Annotated in this window: 16 protein-coding genes; 4 read left to right on the top strand and 12 right to left on the bottom strand. The window is 63.8% G+C overall.

Features of this window, described 5'->3' with window-relative positions:
• Positions 1 to 279: 279 nt before the first annotated feature.
• Positions 280 to 1,776, bottom strand: coding sequence for a CoA-acylating methylmalonate-semialdehyde dehydrogenase (locus AB6802_RS27680; RefSeq protein WP_371013388.1), 1,497 nt, complete (start codon positions 1,774 to 1,776; stop codon positions 280 to 282).
• Positions 1,777 to 1,930: 154 nt separating this feature from the next.
• Here AB6802_RS27680 and AB6802_RS27675 point away from each other — a divergent pair, with 154 nt between their 5' ends.
• A complete protein-coding gene (locus AB6802_RS27675; protein WP_371013387.1) occupies positions 1,931 to 2,812 on the top strand; it encodes a LysR family transcriptional regulator in 882 nt (293 codons plus the stop codon).
• Positions 2,813 to 2,834: 22 nt separating this feature from the next.
• On the opposite strand, the gene AB6802_RS27670 is transcribed toward AB6802_RS27675, so the two are convergent.
• Positions 2,835 to 3,308, bottom strand: coding sequence for a hypothetical protein (locus AB6802_RS27670; protein ID WP_371013386.1), 474 nt, complete (start codon positions 3,306 to 3,308; stop codon positions 2,835 to 2,837).
• Positions 3,309 to 3,600: 292 nt separating this feature from the next.
• Between AB6802_RS27670 and AB6802_RS27665 the strand changes: the two genes are divergently transcribed.
• Positions 3,601 to 4,041, top strand: coding sequence for a hypothetical protein (locus AB6802_RS27665; protein WP_371013385.1), 441 nt, complete (start codon positions 3,601 to 3,603; stop codon positions 4,039 to 4,041).
• Complete coding sequence (locus AB6802_RS27660; protein ID WP_371013384.1) at positions 4,038 to 6,203, top strand: phosphatidylserine/phosphatidylglycerophosphate/cardiolipin synthase family protein; 2,166 nt, start codon at positions 4,038 to 4,040, stop codon at positions 6,201 to 6,203. The genes AB6802_RS27665 and AB6802_RS27660 overlap by 4 nt, the downstream gene beginning before the upstream one ends.
• A gap of 151 nt (positions 6,204 to 6,354) precedes the next feature.
• On the opposite strand, the gene AB6802_RS27655 is transcribed toward AB6802_RS27660, so the two are convergent.
• The 8 genes from AB6802_RS27655 to rsfS form a co-directional block, all read right to left on the bottom strand.
• Positions 6,355 to 7,617, bottom strand: coding sequence for a D-amino acid dehydrogenase (locus AB6802_RS27655; protein ID WP_371013383.1), 1,263 nt, complete (start codon positions 7,615 to 7,617; stop codon positions 6,355 to 6,357).
• A 91-nt stretch (positions 7,618 to 7,708) separates the two neighbouring features.
• Positions 7,709 to 8,860, bottom strand: a complete 1,152-nt coding sequence (gene alr / locus AB6802_RS27650) for an alanine racemase (protein WP_371013382.1) — start codon at positions 8,858 to 8,860, stop codon at positions 7,709 to 7,711.
• Between the two features lie 54 nt (positions 8,861 to 8,914).
• Positions 8,915 to 9,430 carry an RNA pyrophosphohydrolase gene (locus tag AB6802_RS27645; RefSeq protein WP_371013381.1) on the bottom strand — a complete coding sequence of 172 codons (516 nt, stop codon included), beginning with the start codon at positions 9,428 to 9,430 and terminating at the stop codon, positions 8,915 to 8,917.
• Between the two features lie 145 nt (positions 9,431 to 9,575).
• Complete coding sequence (locus AB6802_RS27640; protein ID WP_371013380.1) at positions 9,576 to 10,766, bottom strand: divergent polysaccharide deacetylase family protein; 1,191 nt, start codon at positions 10,764 to 10,766, stop codon at positions 9,576 to 9,578.
• 250 nt (positions 10,767 to 11,016) lie between these two features.
• The gene (locus AB6802_RS27635; RefSeq protein WP_371013379.1) at positions 11,017 to 12,348 is read right to left on the bottom strand and encodes a S41 family peptidase; all 1,332 of its coding nucleotides are present in this window, start codon (positions 12,346 to 12,348) and stop codon (positions 11,017 to 11,019) included.
• A 1-nt stretch (position 12,349) separates the two neighbouring features.
• Positions 12,350 to 13,684, bottom strand: a complete 1,335-nt coding sequence (locus AB6802_RS27630) for a murein hydrolase activator EnvC (protein WP_371013378.1) — start codon at positions 13,682 to 13,684, stop codon at positions 12,350 to 12,352.
• A gap of 141 nt (positions 13,685 to 13,825) precedes the next feature.
• Positions 13,826 to 14,308, bottom strand: a complete 483-nt coding sequence (gene rlmH, locus AB6802_RS27625) for a 23S rRNA (pseudouridine(1915)-N(3))-methyltransferase RlmH (protein ID WP_371013377.1) — start codon at positions 14,306 to 14,308, stop codon at positions 13,826 to 13,828.
• Positions 14,309 to 14,371: 63 nt separating this feature from the next.
• Positions 14,372 to 14,749, bottom strand: coding sequence for a ribosome silencing factor (rsfS, locus tag AB6802_RS27620; protein WP_371013376.1), 378 nt, complete (start codon positions 14,747 to 14,749; stop codon positions 14,372 to 14,374).
• Positions 14,750 to 14,992: 243 nt separating this feature from the next.
• On the opposite strand from rsfS, the gene AB6802_RS27615 reads away from it, so the two are divergent.
• Positions 14,993 to 15,844, top strand: a complete 852-nt coding sequence (locus AB6802_RS27615; RefSeq protein WP_371013375.1) for a mechanosensitive ion channel family protein — start codon at positions 14,993 to 14,995, stop codon at positions 15,842 to 15,844.
• A 22-nt stretch (positions 15,845 to 15,866) separates the two neighbouring features.
• On the opposite strand, the gene AB6802_RS27610 is transcribed toward AB6802_RS27615, so the two are convergent.
• Together AB6802_RS27610 and AB6802_RS27605 are read right to left on the bottom strand one after the other, a co-directional pair.
• Positions 15,867 to 16,283, bottom strand: coding sequence for a RidA family protein (locus AB6802_RS27610; RefSeq protein ID WP_371013374.1), 417 nt, complete (start codon positions 16,281 to 16,283; stop codon positions 15,867 to 15,869).
• A gap of 17 nt (positions 16,284 to 16,300) precedes the next feature.
• On the bottom strand, positions 16,301 to 17,593 hold the full coding sequence (locus AB6802_RS27605) for an MFS transporter (protein ID WP_371013373.1): 1,293 nt from the start codon (positions 17,591 to 17,593) through the stop codon (positions 16,301 to 16,303).
• Positions 17,594 to 17,653 lie beyond the last annotated feature (60 nt).

Below are 17,653 nucleotides of genomic sequence, written 5' to 3'. Positions count from 1 at the left end.
TGCCTGCACGCATGGCAGGAATATACGCTAAGACGGATGGTGGTCTGTTGGTTCCATCACAGGGCAATGGAATTATCAGGATGTTCAGATGCTCTCTGGGCGTGTCGCGCAGGGAATCATGCACCTAGGACTGTACCATGAGGCCGATGACGCCATGTCATTTTGGTGCGCTCATAAAAAAGGAAAGCGCAATTTGCACTGCGCTTTCCCAATGTTGACCTAGGCCCGCGCGCCCCGCAGCCGCAACGCGGCGAGGACGCGCAAGCAAGGAACGTCCGGCTAATTCATTGTCGGGATGACAAACTCCGCGCCGTCCTTGATGCCGGACGGCCAGCGCGAGGTCACCGTCTTGGTCTTGGTGTAGAAACGGAATGCGTCCGGGCCGTGCTGGTTGAGGTCGCCGAAGGACGACGCCTTCCAGCCGCCGAAGGTGTAATAGGCGATCGGAACCGGGATCGGCACGTTGATGCCGACCATGCCGACCTGGACACGGGAAGCGAAGTCGCGCGCGGCGTCGCCGTCGCGGGTGAAGATGGCAACGCCATTGCCCATCTCGTGGTCGTTGGCGAGCTTGATCGCATCCTCGTAGCGCGGCGCGCGCACCACCGAAAGCACCGGCCCGAAGATCTCTTCCTTATAGATGCGCATATCGGCCGTAACGTTGTCGAACAGGCAGCCGCCCATGTAATAGCCGTCCTCATAGCCTTGCATCTTGAAGCCGCGGCCGTCGACGACGAGCTTGGCGCCTTCCTTGACGCCGGTGTCGACATAGCCCTTGACGCGCTCCAGGGCCTGCGCCGTCACCAGCGGACCGAAATCGGCCGAAGCGTCGGTCGACGGGCCGACCTTGAGGCTTTCGACGCGAGGGATCAGCTTTTCCATCAGCCGGTTGGCGGTGTCGTTGCCGACCGGAACGGCAACCGAGATCGCCATGCAGCGCTCGCCGGCCGAACCGTAGCCGGCGCCGATCAGCGCATCGACCGTCTGGTCCATGTCGGCGTCGGGCATGATGATCATGTGGTTCTTGGCGCCGCCGAAGCACTGCACGCGCTTGCCGGCAGCGGTGCCGCGCGAATAGATGTAATGCGCGATCGGCGTCGAACCGACAAAGCCGACGGCCTTGATGTCGGGATCGTCGAGAATGGCGTCGACCACTTCCTTGTCGCCGTTGACGACGTTGAGGATGCCGGCCGGCAGGCCGGCCTCGAGGAACAGTTCGGCGATGCGGATCGGCACGCCCGGATCACGCTCCGAAGGCTTCAGGATGAAGGCGTTGCCGCAGGCGATCGCAGGCGCGATCTTCCACAGCGGGATCATTGCCGGGAAGTTGAACGGCGTGATGCCGGCGACGACGCCGAGCGGCTGGCGCATCGAATAGACATCGATGCCGGGGCCGGCGCCGTCGGTGAACTCGCCCTTCATCATATGCGGCGCGCCGATGCAGACCTCGACCACTTCGAGGCCGCGCTGAATGTCGCCCTTGGCGTCGGCGATGGTCTTGCCGTGCTCGCGCGCCAGGATGTCGGCCAGTTCGTCATAGTCGCGGGCGACCAGTTCGAGAAATTTCATCAGCACGCGCACGCGGCGCTGCGGGTTGGTGGCGGCCCACTTGGGCTGCGCCGCCTTGGCGTTCTCGACCGCCGCGCGCAGTTCCGCCTGCGAAGCCAGCGCCACCGTGCCGCGCACCGTGCCGTCCATCGGCTGCATGACATCCTGCTTGCGGCCGCTGGTGCCGGCGACACGCTTGCCGCCGATGAAATGACCGTATTCGATCATGGTTTCTCTCCCTGTTTTGATGATGGTGCATTGTCCGCCTTTGCCGCGTCGAAGGCAACGCGAGCGAGAACGCAACCGTTGTGCGGAAAATAGACAACGAGAACGACCTGTGCATTAATTGTCGCAAATGATGGATCGTTGAAAGGCCGTTCCCATGAACTGGGATGACGTCCGCATCTTCCTTGCCGTGGCGCGCGCCGGGCAGATTCTGGGCGCCGCCAAGCGCCTGGAGCTGAACCACGCCACCGTCTCGCGCCGCATCGCCGCGCTAGAGGAGGCGTTGCGCACCAAACTCTTCCGACGCCTGACCACCGGCAGCGAACTGACGCCGGCCGGCGAGCGCTTCCTCGACATCGCCGAGCGCATGGAAGGCGACATGATCGCCGCGCGCTCGACCATATCGGGCGAAGGCGACGATGTTTCCGGCACGGTGCGCATCGGCGCGCCCGATGGTTTCGGTGTCGCCTTCCTGGCGAAACGGCTGGGCGAGCTGACGGCGCTGCATCGCGAGCTCACCATCCAGCTGGTGCCTGTGCCGCGCTCCTTCTCGCTGTCCCGGCGCGAGGCAGACATTGCCATCACCGTCGAGCGCCCGACCGAGGGACGACTGGTCGCCGGCAAACTGGTCGATTACACGCTCGGCCTGTTTGCGTCGCGCGCCTATGTCGACGCCAACGGCCTGCCGAAAACGCCGGCTGAGCTCGGCCGCCACACGCTGATCGGCTACGTGCCCGACCTTATCGTCAGCCCATCGCTCGACTATGCCGCCGAGTTCAGCCCAGACTGGCGCACCAGTTTCGCGATCTCCTCGGCGCTCGGTCAGGCCGAGGCGGTGCGCTCTGGCGCCGGCATTGGCATCCTGCACACTTTCGTCGCCCGCTCGATGCCGGAGCTGGTGCCGGTCGACATCGTCGCGCCGATACGCCGCGCCTACTGGCTGGTCTATCACGAATCGGTGCGACCGCTGCGCCGCGTCCAGATCGTCGCCAGCTTCATCACCAGGGCGGTGGAGCGGGAGAAAGGTCTGTTCGTCTGATTTCGCGAAAGCGACGCGCCATTCAAGGCGGGTAGAGAACGAACGAATTCACCACACGCTCAACCTTGTCCGCCAAGGGCGCCCATCGCTGCGCTACCTCCTCGGCGCTGCCGGCCATCAACGAGCAATTGACATAACCATAGCGCGCGCCTCGCACCGAAAACGCAAACCTGGAATGGCCGTGCAGGATGGTACTCCCGTCGTTGACCGTAAACTCCAGATCGGCAAGGCGCACAGGATAGCCGTCCGGAAACTTTGCGAGCCTGTCATTGCTGAAATCGGCTGTGTTGAACGATCTACCGATCATCCTCTGCCAGGTGCCCATCGACCAGTCCTCGATGAATTTGCGCGGATCGGGCGGCGAACCGTTTGGGTTGTAAAGCGAGCCCGATACCATGCAGGAAAGACCTTCATCATCCGCGGGTTCAACAACCATCAGCATGGCTTCGCCAGAAGGCGGTTCACTGGTCCATTCTTGGGGAACCGTCAACGACACCCAGTTATTCCGGTCATGGATTGTATTGTCGGCGGCATTTGCACCCGCAACGCAAGACAGAAGTCCAACAACCGTAACGATAAGGCAACGCTGCATCACTGGTGCTTATACTCCGGGTGCCTGACTGAGTATTATCAGGCAGATCAATCCAGCATTGCAATACATGACCGAGGCTGTCGGCGCCGCCTTTTCCTTGCCATAAAACCGGCCAGTGTGGCATCAGGCGTGCAGTCGACGGCCCCACGCAGGTCGCCGGGTGGGGAAATCTTTCAGAAAGCTGGCGCGGATAGACATGCGAGCCGTTCTTGCGATCCTGCCGCTGTTGTTCGTCTCCGATTGCGCCAACCCATGGACCAAGGTGCCGGAGACGGAATTGCCGAAGCCGATCCGCTATGCGATGTCGCGGCCCTCGCCCTTCGTGATCGGCAATTATTGCGGACCGGGCACCCGCACCGGCGATCTGTCGGCAAAGCCGGTCAACCGCCTCGACGCCGCATGCCAGGTCCACGACGCCTGCTACATCGCCCGTCACAACCATTGCGACTGCGACGGCGCGCTGATCGCTTCGGCCAGAAAGATTCGAGATGACAAGACGGCGCCACTGGGGATGCGCGATGAGGCCGAACTCCTGCTTGCCACCTTCGCGTTCCCGGTCTGCAAGATCTTCCCGCAGGGCTTCATGCCGCCGCGCGATCCGGCCCAGCTCAAAGCCATGAGCGGGGCGACCGGATGAGCCTGAAATCCGCGGCGACACGGTTGTTATTCGGATTGGCGCTAACGGCGCTCGCCGGTTGCGCCGGCATGCCGGGGCATTCGGCCTGCGCCTTTTTCCCAGGCGATGATGCCTGCAGCAATCCACCGATCTCGGCGGACAACACCGGCACGCAAGTCGCCACGACGCATTACTTCGCCAACGATGGCGACAGCGCCTACGAAAAACAGTTCCTGGCGCTGCTTGCCCAGAGCCGCATCGACGCGCTCGACCGCAGCAACGGCACCGGCCGCTTCAGCCGCGACTGGCGCAATGTCTATAACAGCGGCTTCCATGCGACCTACCCGGCGCTGCAGCGGCTGGCAAAACCGCTCGACAAAACCGAAGTGGCACCGTCGACCGGCAAGCCCGGCGAGGGCCATTTCAGCGAGCGCTGGCGCATGTCGCGGCAGACGCTCTATCTCGACGCCGCCGCGCGACCGCTCGAAGCCAAGACGTTCAGTTTTTCCGGACTGGAGGCGCGTTCGGTCGAGATCGTGCTGCGCCAGGCAGGAGAACAGCCGGTCGAGATTGCCGGAGCCTGCAATGGCGCTCTCGCGATCCGCGCATCGGGCGGGTCCAGCACCATCGCCAAGGGCGCTTCGTTTCATTTCAGCCTGCCCGCCGGAGAAACATCCGCCAGCCTGTTTCCGGACGAGGCGCTGACCCGCTGCGACCTCAGCGTCGCCTCGCGCCTGGCGCCGGCCGGCACGCCGCTGACGCTGCTGCGCGAGGATGCCGCCGACCCGTGGATCGCGGCACTGGACAGCCGCTACGACCGCTGCCCGGTACCCGATCCAACCGGGTTGGATGAGCTCGGCCGCGTCTTTTACGCCAGCCGCTGGCTGTCGCAGACCTGCGCGTTGCCGCTTGGCAATCCGACGCTGCTGCGCAAATCGCGCGACGGCTTCAACGCCAAGGTCGAGGCACTGCTCGGCAGGACGCTGCCCGACAGCACCATCGACAAGGCCGATCCCGAATTGCCGCTCGATTTCTCCAACGCACCGAAGCTCAAGCTGATCTATCTGTCGTCGCTGGAATTCAAGGCCGATTTCTCCGGCCGCATCATGGAGCGGCTGATCCGCCATCACGCCGCCCTCGGCACCAAGGTGCGCATCCTGGTGACCGATGTGCTGGAGCGCGAGAAGGACGACGCCATGCTGCACAGGCTGGCGGCCGAATTCCCAAATGTCGAGTTGCAGGAATACCGCTGGCAGGCCGACCATGGCGCGCCGTTCGACGAGCAGATCTCACAGCTGCACAAGGTCCTTCACATCAAGATGCTGGCGACACTGGCGCTCGACCCGGCGCGCTCGCGCGTCATCATCGGCGGCCGCAACATCCATGACGGCTTCCTCTTCCACAAGCCGGTCGACCTGACGCGCTATCCGGATCTCGAGCAGTACGGCAAGACCGACGGCTTCTCCTTGAACTACTATTCCAATTGGAGCGACTTCGACATCGAGATCGCCGATCCGGCGACGGTCGAGACCCTGGCCGCGCATCTGTCGACCATCTGGCTGCGCGACGCCGACACCAACCTGTCACGGCCATTCTCAATTCCCGTGCGATCGAGCGGTCATCTCCCGCAAGGCGTGGCGCGGCATTTCGTTTCCGTGCCCTACGAGGACGGTCATGCGCTGGAGAATTACTTCGTCGAGCTGATCGACACCGCCAGACATCACATCCAGATCGTCAATCCCTATCTCAACCTGACGCCGCCCATCGCCGAGGCTTTCGACCGGGCGCTCGCCCGCGGCGTGAAGATCGACGTTGTCGGCCGCATCGATCTCAAGGGCGATATCGGTGGCCGGTTCCTCACCGCGCTCAACAAGCTGTTCGTCGAGAGATACGGCGATCGCATCAACATCCGTGAGTTCAAGGCGCCGGATGTCGTGCTGCATGCCAAGATCATGATGATCGACGAAAGGCTCGTCGCCATCTCCTCGGTCAACCTCAACAACCGCAGCTTTTTCCACGACAGCGAAAACGGCATGGTCGTGCTCGACCCGGCCTTCTACCGCCGCATGAAGCCGATTTATGACGACTATGTCGCCCATTCGCGGCCCGTCGCCACCAATGTGAGTATCGGCTGGGCTTATCGCCTGCTGTTCAGCGACGCTTGGGTCCGCGAGGCATTTTGACGACCGTCGTAAGGTGCGTCGAGATTCAGGTCAGGCCGAGTCGAAAATGACGGCTTCCGAGAACCGGAGCGGAGCTTACTTAAGTACGTGAGCACCGCAAGCGCAGGAAACCGGCGTTTGCAGGCCGGCCTCACCTGAATATCAACGCACCTTAAATGGGTTTCAGATAACGGTCTGGGCTCAGATCGCGCGCGTTGACCTCCGGAACCCGGTTGGAAACGATGTCGGCCAGCACCTTTGCCGAGCCGCAAGCCATGGTCCAGCCAAGCGTTCCATGGCCGGTGTTGAGATAAAGATTGGACAGCTCGCTCTGGCCGATCACCGGCGGTCCATCCGGCGTCATCGGCCGCAAGCCGCACCAGAAGGTCGCCGCCTTGAGATCGCCGCCGCCGGGGAAAAGATCGCCGACCGAATGCTCGAGCGTGCGACGGCGCGATTCATGCAGGCGAAGGTCGTAGCCGGAAATCTCCGCCGTGCCGCCGACGCGGATGCGGTCGCCGAGCCTGGTGATCGCCACCTTGTAGGTCTCGTCCATGACCGTCGAGACCGGCGCTGCCCCGGCGTCTGTGATCGGCACGGTGATCGAATAGCCTTTGACCGGATAGACCGGAACCGGCCGCTTCATCTTGCGCATGAATTGCGGTGAATAGCTGCCCAGCGCCATCACATAGGCGTCCGATGTCCGCGCTCCCTCGTCGGTCAGGACGTAGCTGACGCGATTGCGATCCCTGACGACGCGTCGGATTGTCCTGCCGTAATCGAAGGTCACGCCACGCGCCACGCAAAGCTCGGCCAGCCGGTCGGTGAACATCTTGCAGTCGCCGGTCTCGTCGCCGGGCAGCCTCAGCCCACCGACGAATTTCTCGCGCACCGCCGCCAGCGCCGGCTCGGCCCCGATGCAGCCGTCGCGATCGAGGAGCTCGTAAGGCACGCCGTATTTCTTCAGCACTTCGACATCGCCGCCGGTGCCGTCGAGCTGCTTTTGCTTGCGGAACAACTGCAGCGTGCCCTGGGTCCGTTCGTCATAGGCGATGCCGGTTGTCGCGCGCAGCGCCTTCAGCGTGTCGCGGCTGTACTCGGCCAAAGGCACCATGCGCGACTTGTTGAGCGCGTAGCGCTCTGCCGTGCAGTTGCGCAGCATCTTGAGGAGCCATGTCCACATATGCGGGTCGAAGGCCGGCCGTACCACCAGGGGGCCGTATTTCATCAGCAGCCATTTCACCGCCTTTGTCGGAATGCCGGGGCCAGCCCAGGGCGAGGCGTAGCCGGGTGACACTTCGCCGGCATTGGCAAAGCTGGTCTCCAGCGCCGGTCCTTGCTGGCGATCCAGCACGGTGACCTCGTGACCGGCCTCGGCCAGGAAATAGGCCGTGGTGACACCGATCACGCCGCCGCCCAGCACCAGGATCTTCATCGCTTGCTCCCTCAAAGGCCGGCCACACGCCGAAGCGTCTTAACCGTTCTCCCTGTCTGCCGGATTTTACGACGCCCGCCAAGTGGCGTGGTCACGCGCCAAGGTAACGGCGATGAAAGCGCTGACCGAGACTGGTCAGGATCTCGTAGCCGATCGTGCCGGCATGACCGGCCGCATCGTCGAGGCTCTGCGAGGTGCCGATCAACTCGACCAGATCGCCCTCGCTCAATGTGCCGGCTGGAAGCGCCGAAATGTCGAGGATGATCGAATCCATCGACACGCGGCCGACGAAAGGCAGCCGCACCCCGTCGAACCAGGCGGCCGACGCGGCGCGCCTGTGCCAGCCGTCGCCATAACCGAATGAGATGGTTGCCAGCCGCAGCGGACCCTGTGCATGCAGCGTATGGCCGTATCCGATGCCGGCGCCTTTTTCGACCGCGCGCGTCTGCGCGACCTTGGCGTGAATTTGGATGACCGGCAGCATCGGATTGGCTTCGTGCGGCGTCGGATTGACGCCGTAGAGCGCCGCGCCCGGCCGGGCGAGATCGTAATGATAGGTCGGCCCGAGAAAGATGCCGGACGAATTGGCAAGCGAGGCCGGCGCCGGCGGCAAAAGCTTGCGCAGCCGCTCGAATTCGAGCCGTTGTGACTCGTTGGCTGCCTCATGCGGCTCGTCGGCGCGGGCGAGATGGCTCATTACGAAGCGGATGTCGATGTTCTCGAAAGCGCCGGCCTCGCCGGCGACCGCCTCGACCTCCACCGCGGACATGCCGAGCCGCGCCATGCCGCTGTCGACCTGGATGGCGGCCGGCAGGTTGCGGCCAGCGGCTCGCGCTGTCTCGCGCCAGGCCGTCAGTTGCGGGGCGCTGTTGATCAAGGGGAAAAGCCCGGCGGCCGCGGCTTCGGCCTCGGAGCCCGGCGGCAGCCCGTTCAGCGCGAAGATGTCGGGACCCGGCCCGATTGCCTTGCGCAGCGCCAGACCTTCGCCGAGCAGAGCGACGAAGAAGATGTCGCAGCCCTCCTGCATCAGCGCCGACGCCACCGGCAGGGCGCCGAGGCCGTAGCCATTGGCCTTGAGCACACCGGCGCAGCGGACGCCGGCAAGCCGCGCCTTCAGCCGCCGGTAGTTTTCACGGATGGCGCCGAGATCAATGGTCAGGATCGCGCCGGCAACGGTCTCGCTGACCGGCTGGCTGCCGGCCGCGTGACAGTCCTGAAAGTCGTGCCTGGTGTCGTCGTTCATGGCGTTCAATCAGCCATCAATACGGCGCTGGCGCCCGCACGGCAACGGCGGTTTTCAGGCTGCCAGGTGTTGAAATGCCGCCACCACCTGTTCATAGACCTTGCGCTTGAACGGTACGACCAGCCCGGGCAGGTCCTGCATCGGCCGCCATGCCCACTGGTCGAATTCGGCCGTGTGGCCACCGGGCGGCGGATTGATCTGGATCTCGTTTTCGTCGCCCTCGAACCTATACGCGAACCATTTCTGCGTCTGGCCGCGATAGCGGCCCTTGAACGCCACGCCGACCAGATGCGGCGGCAGATCATAATTGATCCAGTGCGGCGCCTCGGCCAGCAGCGACACGCCGCGCATGCCTGTTTCCTCGTAAAGCTCGCGCCCGGCGGCCTCGATCGGCTCCTCGCCCTTGTCGATGCCGCCTTGCGGCATCTGCCAGAGCTTCGTGGTGCCGGCAAACTCGCTGTCCGGTTCGGCGATGCGGTGCCCGACCCAGACGAGGCCCGCTTTGTTGAGGATCATCAGCCCGACGCAGGGGCGATAGGGCAGCGTTTCGGGATCGATCTTTTTAGCCATCGGATTTCACAGCCGCTTTGAGAATTGACGTCGTTAAGCAGGGCTAGAGCAATTCCGGGAAAAGTGTGATCGGTTTTCCGCCCGGAATTGCGTCAAAACAAAGAGACAGAGCGGTTCGTCGTTTCCGTGAAAACGGTGAAACGGTCTAGCGTTTTTGCGGATCGATGGCCACAGCGGAAACCGGCACGATTTCGATACCGCGCTTCTTCGCCTCGGCGATCCACGACGTCACCGTGTCGACGGTCAGGTCGAAGGCCGAGCCTATGCCGACCGCCGTGCCCTTGGCCCGCGCCGTCGCCTCGAGGCTGTCGAGCTTCTTCAGGATCTCGCCGCGGTCCTGCGCGGCATCGATCACCGTGTCGCCGGCGACGAACGGCACGCCGTCCTTCAGCGCCAGGTCGGGTGCGACGCTGCGCGAGGACGAGCCGTCATCGATATAGGCGAGCCCGCGCTTGCCGAGCTCGGCCATGAACGGCTCCATCGCCGTGGCGTCGGCTGAGAAGCGCGCGCCCATATAGTTCATGACGCCGGTGTAGTTGGTCGTGCGCGACAAAGCCCAGTGCAGGCTTTTCAGGTTTTCATCCGAGCTGGCGGCAACGGTCAGTGTGTTGCGGCCGGGATTGACGTTCGGATAGTCGAACGGCTCGAGCGGCACCTGCATGATGATCTCATGGCCGCTCTGCCTCGCCGCCTGCATCCAGCGGCCGATGCTGTTGCCTTGCGGCGCAAAGGCCAGCGTGACTTCGGCCGGTAGCTTGGCGATCGCGGCTTGGGTGCCGGTCTGCGAGACGGCAAGCCCGCCGATGATGATCGCCACGCGTGCGCCGCGCGCGCCGGACCACGGCCGCGCATAGACGTCGAACGGCCGCCGGCCGTCGGCGCCGCGTATCGGCAGCGGGCCGGTATCGCTCGCCTCGATCAACGCCCGGTCCGGGATGTGCGCGACCTTCAGGTTCTGGCCGAGCGTCGACGGATCGCGGATGACGATCGCCGTTTTCGGCGGGCCGTCGCCCTCCTCGGTCTGGACGTGGATGATCTGCGGTCCGCTGCTCTTCATCGGCGTTCCGGCCGGCGGTGTCGCTGCCGCCACCGGGGTCGGCGCGGGTGGCGCGGTCGGCGCAGGAGCCGCGGTGACAACCTTCGGCGTCGAGACCGCCACTTCTTCCGGTTTGCGGAATGGTTTTTCGCGAAAGGCAATCGCGCCGGAAATACCGATGACGCCAAGCACTGCAACGGCCGCGGCAAGCGTGGTGCCACTGATGCCGCGCGAAGCCGGCCGCTTGGGCTGGAGCTTCTGTCCAAGTGGCCGTTCGATGTCCTTGCCGGTGTCAGCCAAGCCGCATCCCCAGGCCCATGATCCAGGCGAACGTCACGAGCAATTCAAACCCTGGAGCATGATGCCGAAAAGTATGAAGCGGTTTTCGGACGACATCGTGCTCTATCTCTTTGATTTGGAACCGGATGATTTCATCCGGCTCCAGGGCCTAGCCGGCGCCTGTCCCCCGAATCAAACTGCCGGAACCTCGCGGTCCCGGCAGCATTGCATTGCTTCGGTCAGTCGGCCAGAGGTCCGGCCAAACCGCCAATTACTGGTTCAGCACGGCCTTGTCCGGGTTCGGCGGGAACGCCGGGTCGGTCTTTTGGCCACGCAGCAGCTGTTCGGCGTAGATCAGCTGTAGATCATCCTTCGGATCCGGCGGCACATAGGCTGCCGAGCCCGAACCGGTCGAACTCTCGTCGGCGCCCTTGATGTGGCCCTTGAGGTCGGACTCGCCGCGCGTCAGGTCGCGGCCCTGCAGGTCCGGCGGCAGCGGCTGGTCGACCTTGATGTCGGGCGTGATGCCCTTGCCCTGGATCGATTTGCCGGACGGCGTGTAATAGAGCGCCGTCGTCAGCCGAAGCGCGCCATTCTCGCCAAGCGGGATGATGGTCTGCACCGAACCCTTGCCGAAGGACTGCGTGCCCACCACCGTGACGCGGCGCAGATCCTGCAGCGCGCCGGCGACGATTTCGGAAGCGCTCGCCGAGCCGCCATTGACCAGCACGATGATCGGCTTGCCGTTGACGTCGTCCACCTGCTTCGGCTTGGCGTCGAAACGGGTGACGTCCTTCGGGTCGCGGCCGCGCGTCGAGACGATCTCGCCGCGCTTGAGGAAGGCATCCGACACGCTCACCGCCTGGTCGAGCAGGCCGCCCGGATTGAGGCGCAGGTCGAGCACATAGCCCTTCAGCTTGTCGTTCGGCACCTGCTTCTTGATGGTCTCGATGGCGTTCTCGAGGTCGTCATAGGTCTTTTCGGTGAAGGAGGTGATCTTCATATAGCCGATGTCGTTCTCGACCCGGAACTTGACCGCCTTGACCTTGATGATGTCGCGCACCACCGTGATCTCGAGCGGCTTGTCGGCGCCCTGGCGCAGGATGGTGAGCTTGATCGGCGTGTTGACCGGTCCGCGCATCTTCTCGACCGCGTCGTTGAGGGTCAGGCCGCGCACCTCTTCGCCGTCGATCTTGGCGATGTAGTCGCCCGACAGCACACCCGCCTTGGAAGCCGGCGTATCGTCGATGGGGGTGATCACCTTGACCAGGTCGTTTTCCATGGTGACCTCGATGCCGAGGCCGCCGAACTCGCCCTTGGTCTGCACGCGCATGTCCTGCGCCTGCTCGGCGTTCATGTAGGACGAGTGTGGATCGAGCGAGGCGAGCATGCCGTTGATGGCGTTCTCGACCAGCGACTTGTCGTCAGGCGGCGTCACATATTGCGCCCGCACGCGCTCGAAGATGTCGCCGAAGATCGCCAGTTGCTTGTAGGTCTCGGACCCCGCAGCGTTCGCCGCCGAGCCCGGCGCGCCGTAGACCAGGCTCATTGCTGATGCGCCCATCAGCGCGCCGGCAAACAGAAGCGACAGTTTCCGCATCATTTCACGTCCTTCCAGAGAATCGGTCCGCCCACCATGGGGCAGGATCGACGGGTTTTCCATCCTTGCGGAACTCGACATAGAGTTCCGGCGTCGCATTTCCATTTCGCGAGGCCGAGGTGCTCGCCACCCGGGCCTCTCCCATCGCGCCGATCGGTTCCCCTGCGAGAACCGACTGTCCGGTCGCGACGCTGATTCTGCTCATCCCCGCCAGAACGACATGATACCCGTCGCCGGCGTTCAGGATCAAGAGTTGACCATAGGAGCGAAACGGCCCCGCATAAAGCACGTTTCCATCCGCCGGCGCGGTGACGATGGCTCCCGATTGTGTCGCAACCATGTCGCCTTGCATGGCCGCGCCATTGTCGTCGTCGGCGCCGAAGCGCAGCTTGACCTTGCCGATCACGGGCAGCGCGATCTGGCCCTGCAGCGCCGAGAACGGGGCCGATGTCGTCAGGCGATTGGCCTCCGGCACCGGCAGCGCGGCAAGCTCGGTGGTCGAGGCGGTTGTGTCGCCATCGGTCGATTTCTGCTCTCCTGCCTTGGCCTGGTCCGCCGCCTTGCGCGTCTTGTCGGCTTCCAGCGAAGCGATCAGGTCCTTGAGGCTGCTCGCCTTGGCGGCCAGGTGCTGCGAGCGCTGCTGTTCGGCGACGATTGCCGTTTGCGTATCGGCCTGCAGCTTTTTCTTGGCTTCCAGAAGCATGGTGAGCCGCTTCTTTTCCGCCGTCTGTTCGGTCACGGCGGCGGTGAGCCGGGCGCGTTCGGCCTCGATCGAGGCCGTCACCCTGGTCTGTTCCTTGAGATCGGCCATCAGCCGGTCGGTCTGCTGGCGCAGTTCCGGCACCACGGCGCCGAGCAGGATGGCGCTGCGCACCGACGATAGAGCGTCCTCGGGCTTGACCAGGATCGCCGGCGGCGGGTTGAGCCCCATGCGCTGCAGCGCGCCAAGCACCTCGGCAAGCACGTCTCGCCGCGCCATGAGCGAAGCGCGCAATTTCTGCTCCTCGGCTTTCAGCCCTTCCAGCTTGGCGCCGATATCCTCGATGTCCTGGCCGAGTTTCTGCTCGGTCATTGCCGACTGGATCAGCGCCGCGGTGATCGAGGCGTAATCCTTGCGAACCGAAGCGATTGCGGCGGCAAGCTTGGCCAGCCGTTCTGACGATAAAGTGATTTCCTTGGAGACCTGCTCGTATTCGGCCCGGTTCTGGTCGGGGTCGGGCGCCATGTCGAGGGTATTTTCCGCCGCCCGCGCTGGCCCAAGCACCATCACGGCGGCGACAAGGATCAAGCCGCAGCGGCTGCGCCAGGCGCGCGTCATCGGATTCCAGCCTTCGGACATCAGGCCTCTACCCTATCCGCCGCTTCGTTAACGAACCATCAACCATGTTGGAGCGCCCATTTTACCCGTGATGTCCAGCCTTTGAGGCGAAAATCCGGGCAGGCGCGCGCAATCCCCAGCTTTGGAGATCGCAAGCGCCATTCAAGATCGATGATAAGGGTGGCCCGACAAAATGGTGGCGATCCGGTAGAGCTGCTCGCCCAGCATCACGCGCACCAGCTGGTGTGGCCAGGTCAAGGCGCCGAACGACAGCACCAGATCGGCCTGCTCGCGCAGGGACTTGTCATGGCCGTCGGCGCCGCCGATGGCCATGACCAGCGCCTTGCGGCCACCGTCGCGCAATTGGCCGACACGGGCGGCCAGATCTTCGGACGACAGCGCCTTGCCGCGTTCGTCGAGCAGGACGAGAACGGCGCCGGATTGCAACTGCGCCTGCAGCCGCTGGGCTTCCTCGCGGCGGCGCTCGTCGGCGCTCTGGCCACGGCTTTCAGGAGTCTCGACAATGCCCGCAAATTCCAGCCCGACCGCAGGCCCGCTCTTGGCGAAGCGCTCGAAATAGCGGTCGGCGAGTTCCCTCTCGGGGCCGGTCTTCATCCGGCCCACGGCATGAACGGTAATTTTCATCCCTGCCTCGGTGAGCGCTTTGATCCCTGTCGTGGCCTGAACGGTTACGACACGGGACAGCGCTCAGTGCAAGGTCTCTTCCTCGAGGTCCGGCGCCTGCCACATCTTTTCGAGATTGTAGAATTCGCGGACTTCGGGGCGGAAGACATGGACGATGATGTCGCCCGAATCGATCAGGACCCAGTCGGCGCCGGACAGCCCCTCGACGCGCGCATTGCCGAGACCGGCATCCTTGAGCGCCTTGAGGAGATGATCGGCGACAGCCGAGACATGACGGTGCGACCGGCCCGAGGCGATGACCATATAGTCGCCGAGGCTCGATTTTCCCTGGATGTCGATTGAGACGATGTTTTCGGCCTTGGAGTCTTCCAGACTGGCAAGGACTGTATCGATGGCAAGGGACACGGCGTCGTTTACGCTGATCCCGGCCGGCGAAGGCATGACGTCAGCCTTCTTCCGCAGTGCTGTTCTCAGTGTGTTTCCTTTCCCAACAAGAACAACCAAATCACCCACCAAATCAGGTGACACCCCTTAGATAGGCAGAGTTCCATTGCACTTTCAAGACGAAGGCTCTCCGGCCCCTGTCAGTGGGTTGGTCCAGATCGTCGTTTGAGCGGCCGCAAAAGGCGGGAACTGATACGGGAGGCATGGGTTATCGGCACACCGACCAACGGGAATCCCGCCATGCCCACCGACCCGCAAACCGCCCTTGTCACCATCCAGGCAGCGATTGCGCAGCTTTCCACCCTGATCGTTTCCTATTCCTTCTCGGCCATCGGCGCCGTCATCCTGCTGGTTGTCGGCTATTTCGTTGCCGGCCTCGCCGAACGCTCGATCTTCGCCGGGCTCGGCCACGTCCACGGCTTCGACCAGACCTTGCGGCATTTCTTCTCGAAGATCGTGCGCTACGCCATCCTGATTCTGGTGGTCATCATGGTGCTCGGCCAGTTCGGCGTGCAGACGGCTTCAATCATTGCCGCCATCGGCGCCATTGGCCTGGCCATCGGCCTGGCGCTGCAGGGCACGCTGCAGAACATCGCTGCCGGCATCATGCTGTTGGCGCTTAGGCCCTTCCGCATCGGCGAATATGTCGAGGTCGGCTCGATCTCAGGCACCATCGAGGAGATCGGCCTGTTCGCCACCAAGTTGCGCACTGCGGACGGCGTCTATGTGCTGGCGCCCAACTCGACCTTGTGGAACCAGCCGGTGCGCAACTTCACCCGCAACGGCGTTCGCCGCACCGACATTTCCTTGAGCATCGGCTCCTGGAACGACATCGACCGCGCCCAGAAAACGCTGCTTGCCATCGCCAATGCCGAGAAACGCATCCGACGCGAGCCGGCGCCGATCGCCTTCGTCGCCAATCTCGGCGACACGACGGTTTCGCTCACCTTGCGCTACTGGACGGCGTCGGCCGACTATTTTTCCACCCAGACCGACATGACCAAGCGCGCCAAGCAGGCCTTCGACAGCGAAGGCATCTCGATCCCGTTGCCGCCGCCGGAAGCGCCGCCGCCGGAGGCGCGCAAGCAGTAATAGGCCCGTCACGCCAGCGGTTTCAACCAGCCGGCATTCTGAACCGGTTTCGGGGTATTTCGGCTATCGCCGTGATTTCGATCTGCAAGTCCGGATGATAGAGACGCACGATCTGGACGGTGGTCGTCACCGGATAGGGCTCCGAAAAGAATTCCTTGCGGATATCGCCCGATGCCATGAAGCGCTCGATATCGGTCGCATATTGGGTCAGCGACACGATATCGGCCATCTCGCCGCCGACGGCCGCCAGCACAGCCTTGATGTTTTCGAGCGTTTGCCGGACCTGAGCTCGCATATCGCCCTTGCCGACAACCTGCCCCTCGCGGTCGAGCGAAACTTGGCCCTTGAGATGAATGAGTTGCCCGTCCTCGTTGATTCTCACCATGGAGAACGCGCCGAAAGGCTTCCACACCGTCGGGGGATCATAGCTTTTCGCCATTTCGAATTCCTACCTTCTCAGTCTTTCGCGTGTCGGGGCTGATCGTCCGGCGCGAAGGCGAGCTCCACCGGCAACGGCGTCTGTGCCGACATCGGTGCGAAACTGCCTGTGGCCACGGCGGGAGCTGGCCGCGCGGCCATCACCCGCCAGAGCACAAACAGGCAGAAGGCCGTCGCAATGACGATGCCGACATAAATGAAAGTCGCGGTGCCGAAGACGATGGACAGCGCTGTGACGATGCCCGGCACGACGAAACCCGCAAGCGACCAGGCAAACAGCATCGAGCTCGAAAGCGCCAGCAGTTCGTCCTTGCGGGCGCGGTCGGCGGCATGCGCGCTGGACAGCGCGTAGATCGATTCCGCCGCGCCGTCCCAGATCAGGTAGATCACCACCAGAGCCATCAGCGCGCCGCCGTCGAATAAAATGGCGAGTACGCTGGCAACGGCCGCAAACGCCGCCGCGCCCGCCAGCACATAGCGCCGGTCGGTGCGATCCGAGAGCCAGCCAAGTGGTATCTGCAGGATCAGCGTGCCGACCGGCATTGCCGACAAGAGCAGCGCCACATCGGCCTGGCTGTAACCCTTGGCGGTGGCATGGATCGGCGCGAAGCCGGAAACGATCATCGACAGGCCGCCGACGGCCAGCATGCCGGCAACACCGACCGGCGAGATCCGCCAGGCCTGCCGAAGCGCCACCGAGGCGGCCTGTGGCGCGGGCGGTTGCGCAAGTCGTGTCATGCCGACCGGCAGGATCGACAGCGCGGTGAAGGTGATGCCGATCAGCGACGCCGCGGCGCTGTGGATGTTGATCGCCGCGAGCGTCGCATAGCCGACGCCGAGGCCCGCTATATAGGCGACATAGAACACCGCCATCACCCGGCCGCGTATGGCGTTGGGCAAGGCATCGTTCAGCCAGCTCTGCGCGACGATGAACAGACCGCATATGGCAAAGCCGTAAAGTGCTCTGGCTGCGATCCATAAAAGCGGGATCGGCCCGGCCCCGATGGCGGCGTTGGAGAGCGCAATGAGCGCCGACAGCACCATGAAAGCGCGGGCATGGCCGACCCTTTTGACCAGAGGTCCGGTCAGGATGCAGCCGGCAAGCCCACCGGCGGAAAGCCCGGTGACGATCAGCCCGGCCCAGGTCGGATCGAAGCCGTCGGCGCCGAGGCGCACGGGAATATAGGCGAACATCAACCCATTGCCGATCGCAATCAGCGCCATCGAGACGATGACGCTGGCAATGGCGATCAGCGGCGCCGGCTGTTCGGCGCGGCCGCGATCGGTCGTGGTCTGGTTCTGCTTCAGCATGCTTGCGCGAGCTTGGCTTACAGGCCGGCGAAAAGCCGCCTCAAAAGCGACATCGCAGGT

The organism is Mesorhizobium sp. RCC_202, assembly GCF_041355295.1.
GTDB lineage: Bacteria > Pseudomonadota > Alphaproteobacteria > Rhizobiales > Rhizobiaceae > Mesorhizobium.
The sequence above is the reverse complement of the archived record's forward strand: the minus strand, read 5'-3'. Positions and strand labels throughout refer to the sequence as shown.

Coding starts and splice junctions, on each gene's coding strand:
- AB6802_RS27665 (WP_371013385.1), top strand. CDS start 3,601: ATGCGAGCCGTTCTTGCGATCCTGCCGCTGTTGTTCGTCTCCGATTGC.
- rsfS (WP_371013376.1), bottom strand. CDS start 14,749: ATGCCTTCGCCGGCCGGGATCAGCGTAAACGACGCCGTGTCCCTTGCC.
- AB6802_RS27660 (WP_371013384.1), top strand. CDS start 4,038: ATGAGCCTGAAATCCGCGGCGACACGGTTGTTATTCGGATTGGCGCTA.
- AB6802_RS27605 (WP_371013373.1), bottom strand. CDS start 17,593: ATGCTGAAGCAGAACCAGACCACGACCGATCGCGGCCGCGCCGAACAG.
- AB6802_RS27655 (WP_371013383.1), bottom strand. CDS start 7,617: ATGAAGATCCTGGTGCTGGGCGGCGGCGTGATCGGTGTCACCACGGCC.
- rlmH (WP_371013377.1), bottom strand. CDS start 14,308: ATGAAAATTACCGTTCATGCCGTGGGCCGGATGAAGACCGGCCCCGAG.
- AB6802_RS27680 (WP_371013388.1), bottom strand. CDS start 1,776: ATGATCGAATACGGTCATTTCATCGGCGGCAAGCGTGTCGCCGGCACC.
- AB6802_RS27615 (WP_371013375.1), top strand. CDS start 14,993: ATGCCCACCGACCCGCAAACCGCCCTTGTCACCATCCAGGCAGCGATT.
- AB6802_RS27630 (WP_371013378.1), bottom strand. CDS start 13,684: ATGTCCGAAGGCTGGAATCCGATGACGCGCGCCTGGCGCAGCCGCTGC.
- alr (WP_371013382.1), bottom strand. CDS start 8,860: ATGAACGACGACACCAGGCACGACTTTCAGGACTGTCACGCGGCCGGC.
- AB6802_RS27635 (WP_371013379.1), bottom strand. CDS start 12,348: ATGATGCGGAAACTGTCGCTTCTGTTTGCCGGCGCGCTGATGGGCGCA.
- AB6802_RS27675 (WP_371013387.1), top strand. CDS start 1,931: ATGAACTGGGATGACGTCCGCATCTTCCTTGCCGTGGCGCGCGCCGGG.
- AB6802_RS27610 (WP_371013374.1), bottom strand. CDS start 16,283: ATGGCGAAAAGCTATGATCCCCCGACGGTGTGGAAGCCTTTCGGCGCG.
- AB6802_RS27645 (WP_371013381.1), bottom strand. CDS start 9,430: ATGGCTAAAAAGATCGATCCCGAAACGCTGCCCTATCGCCCCTGCGTC.